Consider the following 17,239-nt stretch of genomic DNA (forward strand, 5'->3'; position numbering starts at 1 on the left):
CTAATGAACTTCATCCCAGTATATCAAGGACAGGTTCACAATTAAAGTTTCCAGGAAACAATATTGACAAAAGAATAGAATTCAAATTACTATTGTTGCACGGAAACTTATTGTTTCTAAGAAACAATAAGTTGTAATTTTCATAGTCCGTTAGTTATTAGAAACAGAACTTTATTTCAGATCCAATTTAGAGAGGAACATTACAAATGACAGCTATACGATTCAAGCCATTGCAAGAGAAGCAACAACCGGATGTGAGTCCATCGAGGGAAGATTACGATATCGACGTATTGGTTGCAGGTGCTGGCCCGACCGGATCTACATTAGCAGCAGATCTGTTGCGCCGCGGCCTTCGTGTCCGGCTGGTCGACAAGGCTCCCCATGCCTTTAAGGGTTCTCGTGCCAAGGGGGTACAGCCGCGAACCCAGGAGGTTTTTGAAGATCTAGGCGTGCTGAGTGATGCTCACACAGAGGGAAGTTCTTACCCGCTCGCAGGTATCCATCTAGGTCCGATCACTGTGCCGTGGCGCATGCAGCAGCGAAATAAACCTACACCAGATCTGCCCTATCCGAATATTCTTCTGCTGGCTCAACACCGCACGGATGCCATCCTGCACCGCCTACTCGAACGTCAGGGGCTGAATATTGAATTTAACAACGCGGTAGATACTTTTGAACAGGATGCCGCTGGGGTGACGGTGACGCTCTCTTCAGGGGAAAAGATTCGCAGCAGATATCTGGTGGGGGCAGACGGGGGTTCCAGCACCGTTCGTAAAGGTACAGGTATTCGATTTGTTGGAGAGACCAACGAATCAGATCGTATGCTCATCATTGATGGCACAATCGATGGCTTGTCTCGCAATCGTTGGCATATGTGGCCCCGCACAAAAGGTAAATTTGTAGGAGCATGCCCATTGCCACACTCCGACCAGTTTCAGGTCATGATCAGGTTGGGAGCAGACGAGAACCCAGATCTGGACGAGGCTGTACTTGCCGCTCAGTTTTACAAGCTCACTGGTTTACGACTCTACGACATTACCTGGAGTTCCGTATTCCGTCCCAACGTGCGACTTGCTGAGCATTATCGGTCGGGCCGGGTCTTCCTTGCAGGCGATGCTGCCCACGTCCATACCCCAGCCGGTGCGCAAGGACTCAATACCGGTGTACAAGATGCTTATAACCTAGGCTGGAAAATAAGTCAGGTCATTGCTGGTGCACCTGATCGCCTGCTTGACAGTTACGAAGCCGAACGTCAACCAATTGCCGCACGTGTTCTTGGAAAATCCAGCGAGTTGTACGCCAATCTCGATAATAAACGTCTCGCCAGTCTCAAACGCGGTGATGAAGAACGACAGCTCTCACTATCGTATCATGGTGGTCCACTTAGCTCTGAGCATGCATCAGCGACCAAGTCACTTCAGGTCGGAGATCGAGCACCTGATGCTCCATGCATCGGCCCAGGCGGTGTAAGACGACTGTTTGAGATCCTTCGTGGACCACAATTCACATTGCTTGCCTTTGGAGCCAATACCGCTCATATTCTCCCAGAGTTGATCTGGCCAACCAGCGGTGCCGAATTGCATCGCTACATCGTCAGTACCGGTAATGAAGCCGAACAGAATGTTATCAACGATACCACCAAAAAACTGACCGAAATCTATGGCATTCACAGCGACACGCTGGTACTGATTCGACCCGATGGTTACATCGGCAGCATCATCAAGGGCGACTGGCATGCGGAATTTGAGAATGTGGTTAGCATAGTTACCCCGCCACGTTAAGTGTGAAATATTAAAACTGCGCTTTAATCATCAAATGGAACTTCGGCCTGCGGTATCACATCAGAGAACTACTTATTATATTTATCTTAATCCAACATCCTTAAAACGATTGCCTATCGTCTCTGGAAAGGCACGTTTAATGGCATCAATGGCACGTTGTTCCGTAGCCCCTGCCTTCCGGATAAGCTCAATCACGCTTTGCACACAATCTGGTTCCTTCGTATTCCAAGAGATGGAGTTGTCGATTTTCTCAAAGATCATTGTATACAGGCTTGCGAGTAGCTCATACTCGTTTATGACCTGGTCCATTTGAATGGACAGATGCTTAAGTCCTGCAACATAAGAGGCAATATCCAATCTTGATTTGGCATAATAGCAAAGTACAGTTGCCGCTTGTTCAGCGTCATATCTTCCTGACTGCAAAGCAGCAGCAATAGCGGCATACGCAGCCGCCCCACAGGCATAATCTTGGGGCGGCAGCATATAGTCATGGGTTTCCCATTTGTAAACGGCCTGGATTAACGATTCCTTGCAGACTTCCCATAGATCTATGGGTGCACAAGCTTCCAGCACCTGATAGTACCAATAGGGTGTACTGTTCCTTCCAAACGAATCATAAGGCAGACGAATGACTTCATTGCCTTTACTTTCACAGATGAATAACACCCGTTCCACATCATCATATCCAGTAACAATGACAAATTGATCGTGCCATAGAATCGCACCTACGCCCCGGTCAATGGAAGCTTTGATATCCAGCAGAGCCTGCTTCTGATAGAGCGGAAAAGTCGGTTCAAATGAAAATCCACCATGTTGTCCCGTTGTGACACCAATGAAGTCTGCTGCGACAAAGTTCTCTGCCATCCAGTTGTATGCGGAGATTGACTCTGACGTCAAACGCCGGTCCACCACTAATCGGAATGCACTTGCTGTCATGCCTGCAATCATGTGGTGTGGGAAAACCGTCCACTGTTTATGTAATAAAATGCGATACAACGCATCTGTATATGCGCTCACACCGCTCCATGATCTATCTTCATCAGCAAAATTCACAGCTTGCGGGGATTGAATCCAGTCCTGCAATACTACTTTTGTCGCCATCATCCTTCACTCCCTTCCTCTATTATCCTATCGCGCGGAATGTGCTCCCCACCGTGGTATAGTGGACCGTTTACGGTCAGGATACTTCCTGGATATCACTCGAAAATAATCAATAGCCTGCTCTTCCAATTCTTTCGCCTTCACGAGTACCTGTGCTAGATCTTCTGTCGTATCTGATCGCAAGACACGTCTATTTTCCTGCTGAACTAGATATCCTTTCATTTGGTCAATGAACGTCCCAAGCTGTTCATAACATGCACAAGCCTGGTCCAGTTCGTTCCATATCCCTCGGACACCCTGCAAATACATCCTTATTTCGGTTCGAGCATGGCAGAAGGATTCCAAAATATAAGCCGCACCTGATTCATCAAAATCCCCACTCCGCAGGGCCTCCACCCACACATCATATGCCTTTTTACCTGAAGCAATATTCCGATCAGGTAACAGACGATAGGGAATATCCCAATCCTCAATCGCCAGTCGCAGGGATTCCAACAGCATCTGTTCTTCAGGGATGCGGACCTGATTACCAAACACCTGACAATACCAAAATCCGGTAAAGTTTAAACCGAAATTGTCATACAACAAAATCTGCGGTTCCTTGCTCCATCCGTCTTGCACATAAAAGATGCGATCACTGTCATCATATCCATGAATAACACCGAACTCAGGAATCCAGTAAATCACACCAGTGCCTTCATCAATACTACGTCTCACCCAATTCACTGCATCCTGCTGGTAATAACCAAACGTGGAATGACGTGTACGTCCCCCATCCCAGATCGTGAATATCCCCAGGTTATCGACTCCAGGACGATGTGCTTCCCCCCATTGTCCATACGCTGTAACCGACATGGGAAGTAGTCTGCGATGTACCGACAGCTTGAAAGCCATGCCCGTATATCCAGCAAGTACAACCTTGGAACCTTGAAACTGGCCTGTATGGGTTAGTATCGCATGCAGACTATCCACGTACGATTTGGACTCCCGCTTCATGATGAGGTTATCTAAAATATTCTCAGCCAAGGACGGATTTTCTCTCCTCTCTACACTGGTTTATTCCACGTTTTGCTTACGTTGTATCGCGAGCCTGTCAATTAATCCTTCTGCGCTTTGCTGAAGCTTACGTCTAAGCCACCCAGGAGACAATAGTTCCTCCCATTCACTAACAAACAAATGCTGCAAGAAAGCGTCCGTGTCATAAAATTCAATTGAATAAATCTGATCTTGCCTAGCCTGGATACGATACCCTTGCCATAGGTCCATTTGCTGCAATTCCTTCAAGCGAATCTCAGCTACAAACGGTTTACGCACAGGCAGTGGTTCTTCCCATCCACCTAGGAGGGTATCTGATCTGTACTCAAATCTCTCATCCAAGATCGATACATGAACAATACCCTCCAAGCGAATGGCCACTTGCTGTACAGGGTCTGCTTCATAACCCACCACGTAATCGGCGTTAAACTGGGATATCATCTTTAATGGACACAAGGAAAACTGCCGTTCTCCATCGTGATCCCTGTAATGAATATGTACTCTGCGCAAGTCGGTTATGGCATGGGACAATAATTCAAAGAATTGCAGTTGCTTCGGTTGCGCCGAAAATACCGGAAGCTCACTACTTCCCATCTGTTGTTCCTCCAACGTAAAACGCTCCAGCAAATGCGCTACACGTTTCACCGCGTCCGATTGATCATAATCGTAATGTCGATATCGATGCGCCAGATATTTCAGCACACGTTGCTCTTCTTCGGTCATATACAAATGGGGCAATCGAAAAGTCTGATCCTCATAACAATAGCCCCGATATTTAGCCATATACACCAAAGGGGCTCGCAAGGAACTTGCCATATATTCAATATCACGCTGAGCCTGACGACGGGAGATTTCAAATTCACGGGCAAGCCAGCTGCTATTCGGAAAACGTCCACCCCGAATCTGTTCGTCAAACCAGTGAATCCGATGCATGTTACTCATCTTCCCGCCCCCATCTCATTCCATTCCTAATATATTCGATTATATCAAAAGACATGGCCCGTTCCGAAGAACAGGCCAGTTATGTTATACATGTGCCTTATCCACTCTGGATTGCACGGCTTTGAAGCATTTCTTGCATACTTTCAGACTTGTACCGTCTGTTTTTGTTTGCGTATACAACAATTTAATTCGGGTACTGCTACACACCGGGCATGTTCCCCGGCCTCTGGAAGGAAGACTCCACAAGACGCGTCCTCTTTTAGTTTTTGCCAATGGTTGTGAACCTCTTTTCGATATGGTTTGTGTGTTCACCGTTATTATATATGGCATGGTACGACACAGAATGTCGCATCAGTTTTAAAGGTTGTTCAAAAAGTCCCCAATTGATCACGAAGTAGCCCACGAAGCGAACTCGACATCGAATCTTGCGTTCACCTTCGGAGTCCGGTGCTCATGTAGGTTTGCCTACACTCTGCTCCTCCTCCTTCAGGTTCTCGCAACCTTCTCGGTGCTGAATCGTTAACTTTTTGAACATGCAGTATCAGAAAATAAAAATGTCCCCTCTTCGACCTGAAGAAAGGACAAAATTTAGGAAGGATCTGTGCTTGACTGAGCTGCGGCCTGCAATAACGGTTGTAAGAGACCTGGAAAGCGCGTTTCCAAATCTTCGGATCGCAGGGTGAGAAAATGCTGTGTGCCCTGCACTCTGACCCGAATAACTCCGGCTTCCCGCAGAGTGCGAATGTGGTGCGACATCGTTGACTTCACAACAGGTGCATGAAAATGACTGCACGGTTGCTCCCCGCTTCTGGCTGCTTCCGCAACAATCCCAAGACGGGTTGGGTCGCTTAACGCATACAAGACGGAGGAAAGTTCAATATCTGACACCTGTGGATGATGTAAAATTTTCATACTGTAGTCCCCTTTTCTCAGACTATCCATTGTATTTTAACACAGATCCATGATATATTTCTAATGTTCGATACCAATCGAACTTTAATGATTTCGTTATGTAACCCCTGCTGTTAGGCACGGGATTGACATCATACTACATTTTGCAAATGTTACACACCGTTTCTGAAATGTTGCGAAATACATATCACTTTAGGAGGTTTTTATGAACAACACTGCAACCGCATCATCAGGGGAACGGACCGGAATACAGGAAGGATTAATTGTAAGCTTGCTTGGTTTCACCGTTGTACTCGTTGTTATGAATACAATGATGTTTAATCTGGCTCTTCCCAAAATTGCAGCCGAATTTATGCTTACATCCGTCGCTTCCTCATGGATTGTTACAGGGTATTCCATTGTATTTGCCATTTCCTCGATTACGTTCTCACGTCTATCGGATTTCATACCTATTCGTACATTATTCACGACCGGGCTTACGTTACTTGGTGCGGCATCGGTTCTCGGGTTCTTCAGTAATCACTTCATCATTTTGCTCATTGCACGTCTGATCCAGGCTGCGGGTGCTGCTTCGGTTCCGGGGCTCGCCATTGTGCTGATTACCCGGTACATTCCACATGATCGCCGGGGTAAATCGATGGCTGTCATCATGTCCGCGAGTTCACTGGGGCTTGGACTTGGTCCCGTCATCGGCGGAAGTATTACTCAGTTTCTGGGATGGCATGATCTGTTTATCGTTACGGGCTTAACGTTATTCTTGATTCCTGTATTCTTCAAACTGCTTCCTCGGGAAACACCGCAAAAAGGTTCATTTGACCTGCTGGGTGCCGTACTTCTTGCCATTGGTACTACGGGTGTGCTGTTATTCCTGACTTCCCGTCAGTGGTACACACTTGTTATCGGTGCTGCGGCACTGCTTCTGTTCTGGCTCCGAATTCGGCGCGCGGCAGATCCATTTGTTCAACCTGCTTTGTTCAAAGACAAAAAATATATGATGCTCAGCTCGCTGGGTATTGTATCGTACATCAATAACTTCTCAACGCTGTTCCTGCTACCGCAAATTTTGGCGCATCTGTATGGACTGACCCCTGCTCAATCTGGACTCGTCATCTTTCCGGGTGCAGTCGTGTCCATGCTGCTGTCCAATCGGATCGGCCGCATGATTGACCGACACGGCAATACGTTGCTACTGAAGTTTGCACCATGGTTGCTACTGGCTGCTGCCGGGTTGTTTGCCTTATTTGCAGACAATAACATCTACGCCATTATGGCGGTCTATGTGCTGCTCAGCGTTGGCTTCTCATCCCTGACCACTAGCGTGTCCAATGAATTGTCTGGTAATCTGACCATGGATCAGGTGGGCGCAGGTATGGGACTGTTCCAACTCAGTCAGTTCTTCAGCGGAGCTTTCAGCGTTGCTGTTACTGGCGTAGCATTAACGGCGATGCAGAACTTGCCACTCTCCTCGGCGTACACCAATATTTTCTGGGGTATGACCGTGGTTGCACTGGCATCCGTTATTTTCTCTCAGGTGTATCTAAGAATGCAGTCTCGGAAAGTCACGGAAACAAGTAGCCGGATCTAACATCATATTTAAGCAAAAGAAGTCAGGAAGGGACCCTCGCGTTCTGAACCTGGCTTTTTTGTTATCCCATTTTTCTGTGTAGGTGTCAGCTGTTCTGCTCCACTAACACCAAACAGCCCCAAGGACGCATTCATTGCGCTACTCGGGGCTATTATTTTAATGGTTGATCAACTTATCTATTCTGCTACACGGATTATACTATTCAAACAGGTCCAGACGAAGACGTTTCAGACTTGTATGTTTGATGTACCACTGGCCGTCGATTTTGACAAACGTTTCGTGGTAGTGCCCAAATCCGTGGAAGGATTTGTTTTCATTGCCCTCCGGGAACGTGACCCAATCTTCCATTGGGGAGATGACCTTTGCTTCGTTCTCAGATACAAATTCAACTTCGGCGCTATGAACATGATGTACGGTTACGGCAACATCCACCAGATCACGGAATACTTGTACGATCGTATCACGGCCTGTTAATACCGGAATTGGATTACCCTCTGTGCTGAAATCGGCCACTGCATCCGGAGCAAACACATCACCCAAGTTATCCCATTGTTTCGTATCAATATAGCGGCAATAACGCGCCTTGGTATTCCGAATGTTTTCCAGCGCGAGCAATTGTTCCAGTCCTGTGATCGTTGATTGGCTCATGTGTTGTCCCTCCAGAGATGTAAAATGTGATGTAAGATTAGGATCATGTATGTATGCATACTATACCTTCCTTATTGTACCATTCGGCTTCTATTAGGTACAACGATACAAAAAAATCTTTCCTTACCTCTAGCGAGGTTGGGGAAAGATCTGGATATACCTATGTGCCATACGAGTTAACCGCGTCCGTCGAAGCTTCACTTGTAGTGCAAGTTACAGGGAGTGTGCACCCTTCATCTTTGAAGCCAGTTCTGACATTTTTTTATTGTTCAAGAAACTTTCCATCTCTTCTTCCGCCTGCACCATCACCTGTTGGATCAAACAGCCTGCGTTATGATTCTGGGAACATTCGAACAGAGAGGCCTGACCTTCAATCGCATGAATGATCTCCAGGAAAGAAGGGTCCGGATTTTTACGACTAAGTCGGTAGCCACCATTGGCACCAGAAGTAGATTCAATCATGCCCGCCTTAACCAATTTGGTCAAAATTTTGGACAGGTAGGTTGGTGATACCTTCTGCAATTCTGCAAGTTGGTGTACACTAACCAGCTGCTCAGGGGCAGTACTTACAAGATGAAGCATCGTATGCAAAGCATAATTTGTCGCTTTTGAATATTTCATGAGGGCACCTCATTATACACGGATTTAATTTATCCATAATAGACTTGATTGAGCTCTCTGTCAAACCACTATACCTAAAGCGCTGACAACATCGAATGGATACGGGTTAATTGTGATACAATCCGCGGTAATCCGTAGGTGTCATCCCCTCGTGGGCCATGAACTGGCGGTTAAAATAACTGGCATTGGGATACCCCGCTTCCTCCGCGATTTGTCCAATGTTGGCCGTAGGCCGTTCGAGTAACCACTGCTTCGCCATCTGTAGTCGTGAACGAGTGATAAACTCCATAGGCGTCATCTCCACAGCACTCTTGAACATTTTGCAAAAGTAATACGAACTCACACCTGCGAGATCCGCCCAGTCCTGTAACAGGAAAGGTTGACAGGCCTCTTGCTGCATCTGTGGAAGAAGTGCAAGAACCCGACTCTCCGCCTTGCTTGTGGTACGAGTGCTCTTTAAAGGTACTGCATGCTGCACGAACTCGGCGAGTACGGCATAGGTCAGTGTGGATAGCTGAGCCGGACGCAGCATGGTGTTTTGTTCCGCTTCAGTGAGCAAGGCCAGATGAGCCTCTTCCCAAGAGCTGCGTTGCCGCAGTGTCCATAATAGATTGCGATGTAACCCCCGCTCGATCATATAATCATGCAGACGTTCACCGTAAAAATGAACCCATCGTACGTCCCATGGATCATCTTCACTACTATAATAATGCTGTCGCTGCTGCGGGAAATATAGAACCGCCTGACCTGCGCGAAGCTCATGCATCACCCCGTCCACTTCCACGTACCCTTTGCCCGCAGCGACGTAGTGAATATTAAAGTTGTTCAGTGCTCCTGCCTCCCGCAACACGGAATGCTGGACGTGGTCCATATAATGTCCAACGGACTCGGGATAACAAAAATATGGAATATCCTGCAGGGTAAGCAATACGGTTTGTCTCATCATAGCCGGTTCTCCTTGATCAACAATATTGTGTTAACTAACTTCAATATATTATCATTTTAATTCATTGATCTATTCTTTATAATCACAATATACATTCATACACAGGAGGATACAACACATGAATTCAGTTCAAAAATTGCGTTGGGGCATTCTTGGTAGCGCTAGCATTGCTGTGGAATCCGTCATTCCAGGCCTGCAGCAATCCGAGTTGAATGAAGTAACCGCGATTGCTAGTCGAGACGAAGATAAAGCCAAGCAAACGGCTGAACAACTTGGGATCGACAAGGCTTATGGCAGTTATGAAGCTTTGCTCGCTGATGATTCCATTGATGCCGTATATATCCCACTGCCGAATCATCTGCATCGGGAATGGACGATCCGGGCTGCTGAAGCAGGCAAACATATTTTGTGCGAAAAACCACTGGCTCTGACAGAGCAGGAAGCTCAGGAGATGGTTCAAGCTTGTGCAGATGCAGGTGTACATCTGGCTGAAGCATTCATGTACCGCCATCATCCACGATATGAGCAGATCCGAGATATCATTGCCAGTGGTGAGATCGGTGAGATCCGTGGTATGCACAGCACATTTTCATTTGATAACTCCAATGCATCCGGCAATGTCCGCTTTCGGAAAGAGTGGGGCGGAGGTGCACTTTATGATATTGGGTGTTATTCCATCAGCGTAGCACGTCTGCTGCTTGGTCAGGAACCAAGTGCAGTTACCGTTATTGGCATGTTCTCCCCACAGCATGATCAGGTCGATATGATGGCTTCCGGACTGCTGGAATTTGATAATCACGTTGGCGTGACGTTTGACAGCAGCATGTGGGCAGCCTTCCGCAACACGCTGGAGGTATTGGGATCCGACGGGATTATCGAAGTCCCTTCGGCATTTGTCAGCGGACAGGACCGCAGTTCCAACTTCTATGTAACGGCTGGTGGTGAACGCAGAGAGATTGAAGTCCCACAAGTGAACCACTACTCTCTACAGGGAGATGATATGGCACGTGCTGTACTTCAGGGTAAGGATCTGCGCTTCTCCCCTTCCGATGCGGTAGCTAATATGAAAGTGCTGGAAGCTTGTCTTCGTTCAGCGGAAGAACGTACACGAATTACACTATAATTGAGAGGATGAACTGACTTATGGAATATATCGAAATTGCTGGTGCAGGTAAACGTGTCTCCAGATTGATTAAAGGAACCGATTATTTCGTGCATGATGCCTACGATAAAGCAGCTACGAACATGGATGCTTTTCTGTCGATTGGCGGTAACACTGTAGATACAGCACATATCTATTGTGGTGGACAGAGTGAAGAAGTCCTTGGTCGTTATATGAAAGAACGTGGTAACCGCGACCAGATCGTCATTCTCACCAAAGGCGCGCATCATGACCAGAATGGACCACGTGTGAACGCTGATGCCATCCGCAGTGACTTGATGGAAAGTCTGGAGCGTCTTCAGACAGATCACGTAGAGATGTATGCCTTGCACCGGGATGATCCCAATACCCCTGTCAGTGTCATTCTTGAAGCACTAAACGAACATATTGAATCCGGCAAAATCGGCGCAATTGGCGCCTCCAACTGGACCTGGCAGCGGCTCGAGGAAGCTAATGCATATGCTGCGGCAAATGGCCTGAAGGGCTTCACATTCAGCAGTCCAAATCTCAGTCTCGCCAAAGCAAACGAACCTTTCTGGGAAGGTTGTGTGTCAGCAGATGCAGAGACGCTGGCATGGCATGACCAAACTAAGCTGCCATTGCTATCCTGGTCCTCTCAAGCGCGTGGTTTCTTCACTGGAAGATTCACACCTGAAATTCGGGATAACGAAGATCTGGTGCGTGTATTCTACAGTGATGGCAACTGGGAACGGTTGCGCCGGGCTGAACAATTGGCTAATTCGAAGAAAACATCACCCATTCAAATTGCACTCGCTTATGTATTGAATCAGACGTTCCCAACCTGTGCCCTGATCGGTGCCCAGAATCAGGCGGAACTGCTGTCCTGTGACGAGGGTTCCCGCATCACGCTGACTCCGGCTGAAATAACATGGCTGGATCTGGGCAGTGATGTACCGGCTGGCATCTAAAGAAAGTTAATCATTATATCATTAATTTTAATGACTCTAAAGGGCTGATATTCCGCGATAGCGCGAGATGTCAGCCTTTTCTGTTATGCAAAAGCGATCCACTATTGTAAAACCTATTGCACAATTACCGTATCCCTGTTCACGTTCCCCCCACTTGCCCGGGAACAAATAAAGAAGGACTTACCCCAGAACACTTCTCTGAAGATAAGTCCCTTATATCATAGATTAAGCCATATAGAATGTTAGAAATTGCACTGTCATTCGTATGGATTACAGTTTAACGATCTGACCTGTTTTCTCGGATTCGAATGCTGCCAAGATCACTTGCAGGGAACGCAAGCCCTCTTCCCCGGAAATCGCTGGAGGGGTTTGAGTTACAATCGACTCTACAAATGCGTCAATTACACCACTCGGTACTTGTTTCTCGTTGGTAGCCATGGCACCAACTTTGTACGTCTCAACTGTACCATTGGTCAGCTCAACAATAACTTCATCGCCTTCCACTGTTCCGATCTTCATAACACCATTTTCGCACCACAGCACTGTACTGTTGTCTCCAGCTCTGTATTGTGTCCAGCTTGCTACGAGCGTTCCGATTGCTCCGCTCTTCATACGCAGCAAGCAAGTTGCGTTATCGTCAACCTGAGTACCTTCCTTGTGCAGTGTGCTGATGAAACCAGCCACTTCAGAGACTTCATCATTCAGCAAGTAACGGATAAAGTCTGATTTGTGTACGCCCAGGTCACCCATAGCGCCCATAATCGCTTCTTCTTTACGGAAGAACCAGCTTTCAGCTCCGTCCACACTCCATCCTTCCGGACCTGGGTGTCCAAATGATGTACGGAAATTCAGGACTTTTCCGAGTCTGCCGGAGTCGAGAATTTCTTTTGCTTTTACGTGAGGAGGCATCAAGCGCTGGTTGTGTCCAACCATCAGATACACACCATTTTTCTTGGCAGCTTCGATCATTTGCTCGCCTTCTTCAGTGGATACTGCCATTGGTTTCTCAACCAATACATGCTTGCCTGCATTTGCAGCTGCAATCGCCATTGGCGCATGCAGATAGTTAGGTGTACACACACTAACGGCATCCACTGTTTCGTTTGCAAGCAATTCTTCGTAACTGGAATACGCTTTACCGCCGTAAGTCTCGGCCATCTTCTCCGCACGCTCCACAATCGGATCGGCAAAAGCGACAAGTTCTACGTTCTCATTGGCAGCGTACTCTGGAATATGTCTGCGCTCGGCAATGGCTCCACAGCCGAATACAGCAACTTTAATTTTACTCATGTACATAAGTCTCCTTTGACAAATAGATTAGCATTTTTTATGGTTCGATGGTCCGTTAGAATTGGTTCAAATAGTTCTGTTTCAGCCAGTTGTAGCTGTTGGATACGCTCTCAAGCGGAGGATTCTGACATACGTCTTGTTCCACGATCAGCCATTCCACGCCTGCATTTGTAGCGCCTTCAATAACAGCTGGCAGGTCAACCGAACCTTGTCCCAATTCCAGTGTTTTCATCTGGCCCTGTTCGTCTTTGCTGAAGTCCTTCAGATGAAGCAGCGGCAAGCGACCCGCATATTGTTTAATATACTCGATCGGATTTTGTCCCGCAAATTGTACCCAACATACGTCCATTTCCACTTTTACCGCTTCCGGTGATGTTTGAGCGAACATGGCATCAAAGGCATTAGCATCGCCAACCTGGCCATGGAATTCAAAGTCATGGTTATGGTATCCGAAGATCAAACCTTGTTTCGCTGCTTCAGCTCCATATTGTTGTAACTCAGCGAATAGCTTGGTCCATCCTTCTGCATTCTCAGGACGATCTTCTGGCATCAGGTAAGGGCAAATGATATATTGTGCACCAATTGTTTTCAGGTAATCGATTTGTTTTTGCAAGTCTTCGCGCATCGCATGTAATGAAACGTGGCTGCTGAATCCTTTCAGTCCAAGTTCATCTAGTAGCGCTTTCATTTCCTCAGCTGGAATATCGCCATATCCGGCAAACTCCACACCTTCATATCCAAGGGCCGCTACCTTACGCAACGTACCACGAAAATCTGCTGCAGTTTCATCACGGAGTGTAAACAATTGCAAACCAATATTAAGTTTTTTCATGTAGGATACACCTCTGTTCTCAAATTTGCTTTCATTGCTCTATCTGGTATCATCCTAACGCAAAACAGGCTAGAATGAACATATACAATATAGTCAGAACATGAACTATCTGATCAAATTTTATTTCCATCATTTTGCATCAATTGAATGTAGCCCATTTGAATGCATGCAGGATGTACATATTGGGGGATTTTATCTTTGGATACGTTAGAGACATCTGTACTGATCTGTGACTACTCATACCACTATAAAGCGTTCACACATAATATGAAGGGCGAGTTGCAAACCTATCTGTTCCGTCTGCAGACCGAAGGCTCGTGCAAAGTGTATGTACAGGATAAAGAATTCAGGATGACTAGCGGGGATTTGTTGCTACTCAAGCCTGGCGACGACTATCATCTCGTTGTAGATGAACCACATAAAGAAGGACGTTTGTCCAGCGGAGATTATTATCTGTTCTGCGAGGGCAGCTGGATCGAGAACTGGTGGAAACGGCAGCATCGATCTACCGTGAGCCGGATTGGACTTGATGATAAACTCATCAGCCTGTGGAGAAATATGTTACTTGAGAAACGTCGCGGGCCTCTAGAAGAAAATGCGGAGCTAAAGGATGCGTTACTGCGCGGGTTATGTCTGTATATCGACCGGGCAATTAAAGAGAATATTCAGACCGATCGGGCAGTTTCCTCTGCGCTGAAGTTAAAACGTTTTATTGAGGAGCATGCCACGGTTACGTTCAAGCTTGAGGAAGCGGCACGTTATGCAGGGCTCAGCTTGTCACGTGCAGTCCGTTTATTTAAGGAGCACTACAATCAGACCATGATTCAATATGCGATTGAGATCCGTCTGAATGCGGCGCTGGAACGAATGAAATACAGTGAAATGACACTGGAGCATATTGCGGAATCCTGCGGTTTTGCAAGTTACTCCTATTTCCACCGGGTATTCCGGGCACACTTTGGTGTGTCTCCGGCGGAGTATCTCAAATCCAGACAGCATGAGCCTATCGATGATCTGGAGCATGTGTGACGAGCAGTATCAGATCAGAAACCCATGACCTTAAAGAGGTTCATGGGTTATTTTTGATACGGTAAACTGTAATCAGCTTTTAGTGCGAATAGAAGTCAGACCATTTTTATAAGAATGAAGTTCAATTCAATATTTTTTTATGTGACTCCCACAGAACAAGACTGTACAATTATAGAGACAGTCATTTTACAAATTCATACATATATATTCGATTAACATCTATCATACTGGAGCGATACATATGTTAAACCACCAGCGCAAAGTCCTCATCATCGAGGATGAATCAGATATTTCGCGCATTCTGCGAGATTATTTAACCAAAAATCAATATGAAGCCGCCGTGGCAGCCACTGGACAAGATGGACTTCAGATTATGGAGCTTATTCAACCAGACTACATCATTCTGGATATTATGCTTCCGGACATGGACGGGATCGAGGTCTGTCGAGAGATCAGAAGGCGTAACAATATCCCCATCCTCATTCTAAGTGCCAGAGGCAGTGATACCGATAAGGTACTTGGTCTTGGTTTTGGAGCAGACGATTATATGACGAAGCCCTTTTCGCTCAGCGAATTGTTAGCACGGATTAATGCCCACTTCAGGCGTTATGACAGCATGACATCAGATCGGGACAGAACAGATCTACTGCATCTTGGAAACCTGGTGATTGATAAAAAAGCCTATAAAGTTACTTTGAACGGATCGGAAGTTTCTCTGTCCGCCAAAGAATTCGAATTACTTCATTATCTGGCAAGCCATAAGAATCAGGTGTTCTCCAAAGCCCAGTTGCTTGACGCCATCTGGGGATATGCAACCTACGGCGATGAAAATACCGTAACCGTATACATTCGCAGACTACGTGAAAAAATCGAGGCAGATGCCTCGCATCCGACCGTTCTGAAGACGGTATGGGGTGTCGGTTACAAATTCAATTACGAATAAGTGAGATTGGAGGCTCCCACATGTCATTGAACAGCTGGTCCAAACGCTGGTTGTTAACAACACTTGGCCTTCTCATTATTATCGTTTTAAGTATCCTTGCACTGTCGATGATGCTGTTACAAGATCGAAATTCAGGCGAATCCAATCTGTCCCTGAATCAGGTTCGACTCAAGGTCAATCCGATCTTACTCGCTTTGGAGCAAAATCATCAGCATCTTAATGAACAAAATATTCGTGAAGACATACGTTCCACCGCCAGAGAGACCGGAGTTCCGCTTACCTATCTAAACTTGGATGGAAAAGTCATTCTGTCCTCCGACCCCACCTCTGAAGGAACGCAAGTTAATCTGCGTACAGCTCTTCATTATGATCTGCATCATGCCACGCAGGCCGCGGACGGTAACGATACGCTTGATATTGCGTTTCCCGTGATGGACGGACCGATGGGAAGTCAGATCGGCAATGCCATCTTTTCTATCCCCCAAGCCATGGTTACGGTTCAGCAATCGATGACTTTTCCAGTTATATTGATTAGCGCACTCATGCTCCTGTCACTGATTCTGAGCTTATTTCTATTCTGGATGAAACAAAAACTGGACAAACACCTGCTCTCTCCCATCCATCAATTGAAGCAACATGCGGAATCCATGCTTAAAGGCAATTATGAGGAAAAAATCCAGTACAACCGCAATGATGAATTGCTCGAAGTATATGCCATGTTTGATCTAATGCGTACGGAGATTAAACATTTGAGCGAGCAGCGTATTCAGCAGGAACAAGCACAAAAAGAACTCATCACCAATATATCTCATGACATTAAAACACCAATTACCACGATAAAAGCTTACATAGAAGCTATTGAGGAAGGACTATGCAACGATCAGGAGACGCTGATGGAATATATGGGAGTTATGCGGACCCATACGGATAAAACAGCCCGACTTGTGGAGGATCTACTGGTTCATGCACTTCAGGAACTGGGGCAAATATCGGTGGAAACCCGTGAAATGTACAGTGGGCCTATACTGGAGACGATGTTGAAACCTATTGAACATGTTGTCCTAACAAAGGGGCTTATCTATAAAGGACCCAACTACATCCCCAATGTGTTAATCGCTATCGATCCCACTCGAATTGAACAAGTGATTTCCAATCTTGTCGTCAACGCCCTCAAGCATACAGCTCCAGGAGACACGATACGTATAGGTATGGAACTGGAATCAGGACACTTGAAAGTGACCATCACCGACTCGGGTCAGGGAATACGTGTACAGGACATGCCGTTTGTTTTCCAACGTTATTTCAAAGGCCAGGTGAGTCAGGCAGACCAACATGTTCAGGAAGGTACGGGGCTGGGTCTTTCCATCTGCCAAAGCATTATTGAAGCACACGGAGGCCGTATTTCTTTTACTAGTAAAGAAGGAGAAGGTACGACCTTCCGATTCTATCTGCCGATCTGCTGAGCCCACACTCCACAGCTGTA

At 46.5% G+C, this 17,239-nt stretch carries 17 protein-coding genes; 7 read left to right on the forward strand and 10 right to left on the reverse strand.

Translation table 11 applies throughout. The features are described 5' to 3' along the window. Nucleotides 1-206: 206 nt before the first annotated feature. Nucleotides 207-1,781, forward strand: a complete 1,575-nt coding sequence (locus tag MKY87_RS11590; protein WP_340964514.1) for an FAD-dependent monooxygenase — start codon at nt 207-209, stop codon at nt 1,779-1,781. An 81-nt stretch (nt 1,782-1,862) separates the two neighbouring features. Here the strand turns inward: MKY87_RS11590 and MKY87_RS11595 are convergent, their stop codons facing one another. From MKY87_RS11595 to MKY87_RS11615, 5 genes are all read right to left on the reverse strand, one after another. Further along, nucleotides 1,863-2,885, reverse strand: coding sequence for a hypothetical protein (locus MKY87_RS11595; RefSeq protein WP_340964516.1), 1,023 nt, complete (start codon nt 2,883-2,885; stop codon nt 1,863-1,865). A gap of 24 nt (nt 2,886-2,909) precedes the next feature. After that, nucleotides 2,910-3,908, reverse strand: a complete 999-nt coding sequence (locus tag MKY87_RS11600) for a hypothetical protein (protein ID WP_340964518.1) — start codon at nt 3,906-3,908, stop codon at nt 2,910-2,912. Between the two features lie 30 nt (nt 3,909-3,938). After that, the gene (locus tag MKY87_RS11605; protein ID WP_340964520.1) at nt 3,939-4,859 is read right to left on the reverse strand and encodes a helix-turn-helix transcriptional regulator; all 921 of its coding nucleotides are present in this window, start codon (nt 4,857-4,859) and stop codon (nt 3,939-3,941) included. Nucleotides 4,860-4,943: 84 nt separating this feature from the next. Further along, nucleotides 4,944-5,132 carry a hypothetical protein gene (locus MKY87_RS11610; RefSeq protein ID WP_074096524.1) on the reverse strand — a complete coding sequence of 63 codons (189 nt, stop codon included), beginning with the start codon at nt 5,130-5,132 and terminating at the stop codon, nt 4,944-4,946. Nucleotides 5,133-5,447: 315 nt separating this feature from the next. Beyond that, nucleotides 5,448-5,771: an ArsR/SmtB family transcription factor gene (locus MKY87_RS11615; RefSeq protein WP_338588604.1), complete on the reverse strand. Its 324-nt coding sequence runs from the start codon at nt 5,769-5,771 to the stop codon at nt 5,448-5,450. A gap of 205 nt (nt 5,772-5,976) precedes the next feature. Here MKY87_RS11615 and MKY87_RS11620 point away from each other — a divergent pair, with 205 nt between their 5' ends. Next, nucleotides 5,977-7,356 (forward strand): MFS transporter, encoded by a 1,380-nt coding sequence (locus MKY87_RS11620; RefSeq protein ID WP_338588605.1) that lies wholly within the window; start codon nt 5,977-5,979, stop codon nt 7,354-7,356. A gap of 198 nt (nt 7,357-7,554) precedes the next feature. On the opposite strand, the gene MKY87_RS11625 is transcribed toward MKY87_RS11620, so the two are convergent. From MKY87_RS11625 to MKY87_RS11635, 3 genes are all read right to left on the reverse strand, one after another. Further along, a complete protein-coding gene (locus tag MKY87_RS11625; protein ID WP_340964523.1) occupies nt 7,555-8,004 on the reverse strand; it encodes a nuclear transport factor 2 family protein in 450 nt (149 codons plus the stop codon). 213 nt (nt 8,005-8,217) lie between these two features. Continuing rightward, a complete protein-coding gene (locus tag MKY87_RS11630) occupies nt 8,218-8,625 on the reverse strand; it encodes an RrF2 family transcriptional regulator (RefSeq protein WP_338588607.1) in 408 nt (135 codons plus the stop codon). 106 nt (nt 8,626-8,731) lie between these two features. Continuing rightward, a complete protein-coding gene (locus MKY87_RS11635; protein WP_338588608.1) occupies nt 8,732-9,571 on the reverse strand; it encodes an AraC family transcriptional regulator in 840 nt (279 codons plus the stop codon). A gap of 118 nt (nt 9,572-9,689) precedes the next feature. Here MKY87_RS11635 and MKY87_RS11640 point away from each other — a divergent pair, with 118 nt between their 5' ends. Continuing rightward, nucleotides 9,690-10,694: a Gfo/Idh/MocA family protein gene (locus tag MKY87_RS11640; protein ID WP_340964525.1), complete on the forward strand. Its 1,005-nt coding sequence runs from the start codon at nt 9,690-9,692 to the stop codon at nt 10,692-10,694. Nucleotides 10,695-10,714: 20 nt separating this feature from the next. Then, nucleotides 10,715-11,662 carry an aldo/keto reductase gene (locus MKY87_RS11645; RefSeq protein WP_340964528.1) on the forward strand — a complete coding sequence of 316 codons (948 nt, stop codon included), beginning with the start codon at nt 10,715-10,717 and terminating at the stop codon, nt 11,660-11,662. A gap of 270 nt (nt 11,663-11,932) precedes the next feature. On the opposite strand, the gene MKY87_RS11650 is transcribed toward MKY87_RS11645, so the two are convergent. Further along, the gene (locus tag MKY87_RS11650) at nt 11,933-12,952 is read right to left on the reverse strand and encodes a Gfo/Idh/MocA family protein (protein WP_340964530.1); all 1,020 of its coding nucleotides are present in this window, start codon (nt 12,950-12,952) and stop codon (nt 11,933-11,935) included. A 55-nt stretch (nt 12,953-13,007) separates the two neighbouring features. Further along, nucleotides 13,008-13,784, reverse strand: coding sequence for a sugar phosphate isomerase/epimerase family protein (locus MKY87_RS11655; protein WP_339788735.1), 777 nt, complete (start codon nt 13,782-13,784; stop codon nt 13,008-13,010). A 198-nt stretch (nt 13,785-13,982) separates the two neighbouring features. Here MKY87_RS11655 and MKY87_RS11660 point away from each other — a divergent pair, with 198 nt between their 5' ends. The 3 genes from MKY87_RS11660 (at nt 13,983) to MKY87_RS11670 (ending at nt 17,219) form a co-directional block, all read left to right on the forward strand. Continuing rightward, nucleotides 13,983-14,813: a helix-turn-helix domain-containing protein gene (locus tag MKY87_RS11660; RefSeq protein WP_315939870.1), complete on the forward strand. Its 831-nt coding sequence runs from the start codon at nt 13,983-13,985 to the stop codon at nt 14,811-14,813. A 241-nt stretch (nt 14,814-15,054) separates the two neighbouring features. Continuing rightward, nucleotides 15,055-15,756, forward strand: coding sequence for a response regulator transcription factor (locus tag MKY87_RS11665; protein ID WP_340964533.1), 702 nt, complete (start codon nt 15,055-15,057; stop codon nt 15,754-15,756). Nucleotides 15,757-15,776: 20 nt separating this feature from the next. Continuing rightward, nucleotides 15,777-17,219 (forward strand): HAMP domain-containing sensor histidine kinase, encoded by a 1,443-nt coding sequence (locus tag MKY87_RS11670; RefSeq protein ID WP_340964536.1) that lies wholly within the window; start codon nt 15,777-15,779, stop codon nt 17,217-17,219. Nucleotides 17,220-17,239 lie beyond the last annotated feature (20 nt).

Origin of the sequence: Paenibacillus sp. FSL R7-0198 (genome assembly GCF_038000415.1) — a bacterium.
In the GTDB taxonomy this organism is placed as follows: Bacteria; Bacillota; Bacilli; order Paenibacillales; family Paenibacillaceae; genus Paenibacillus.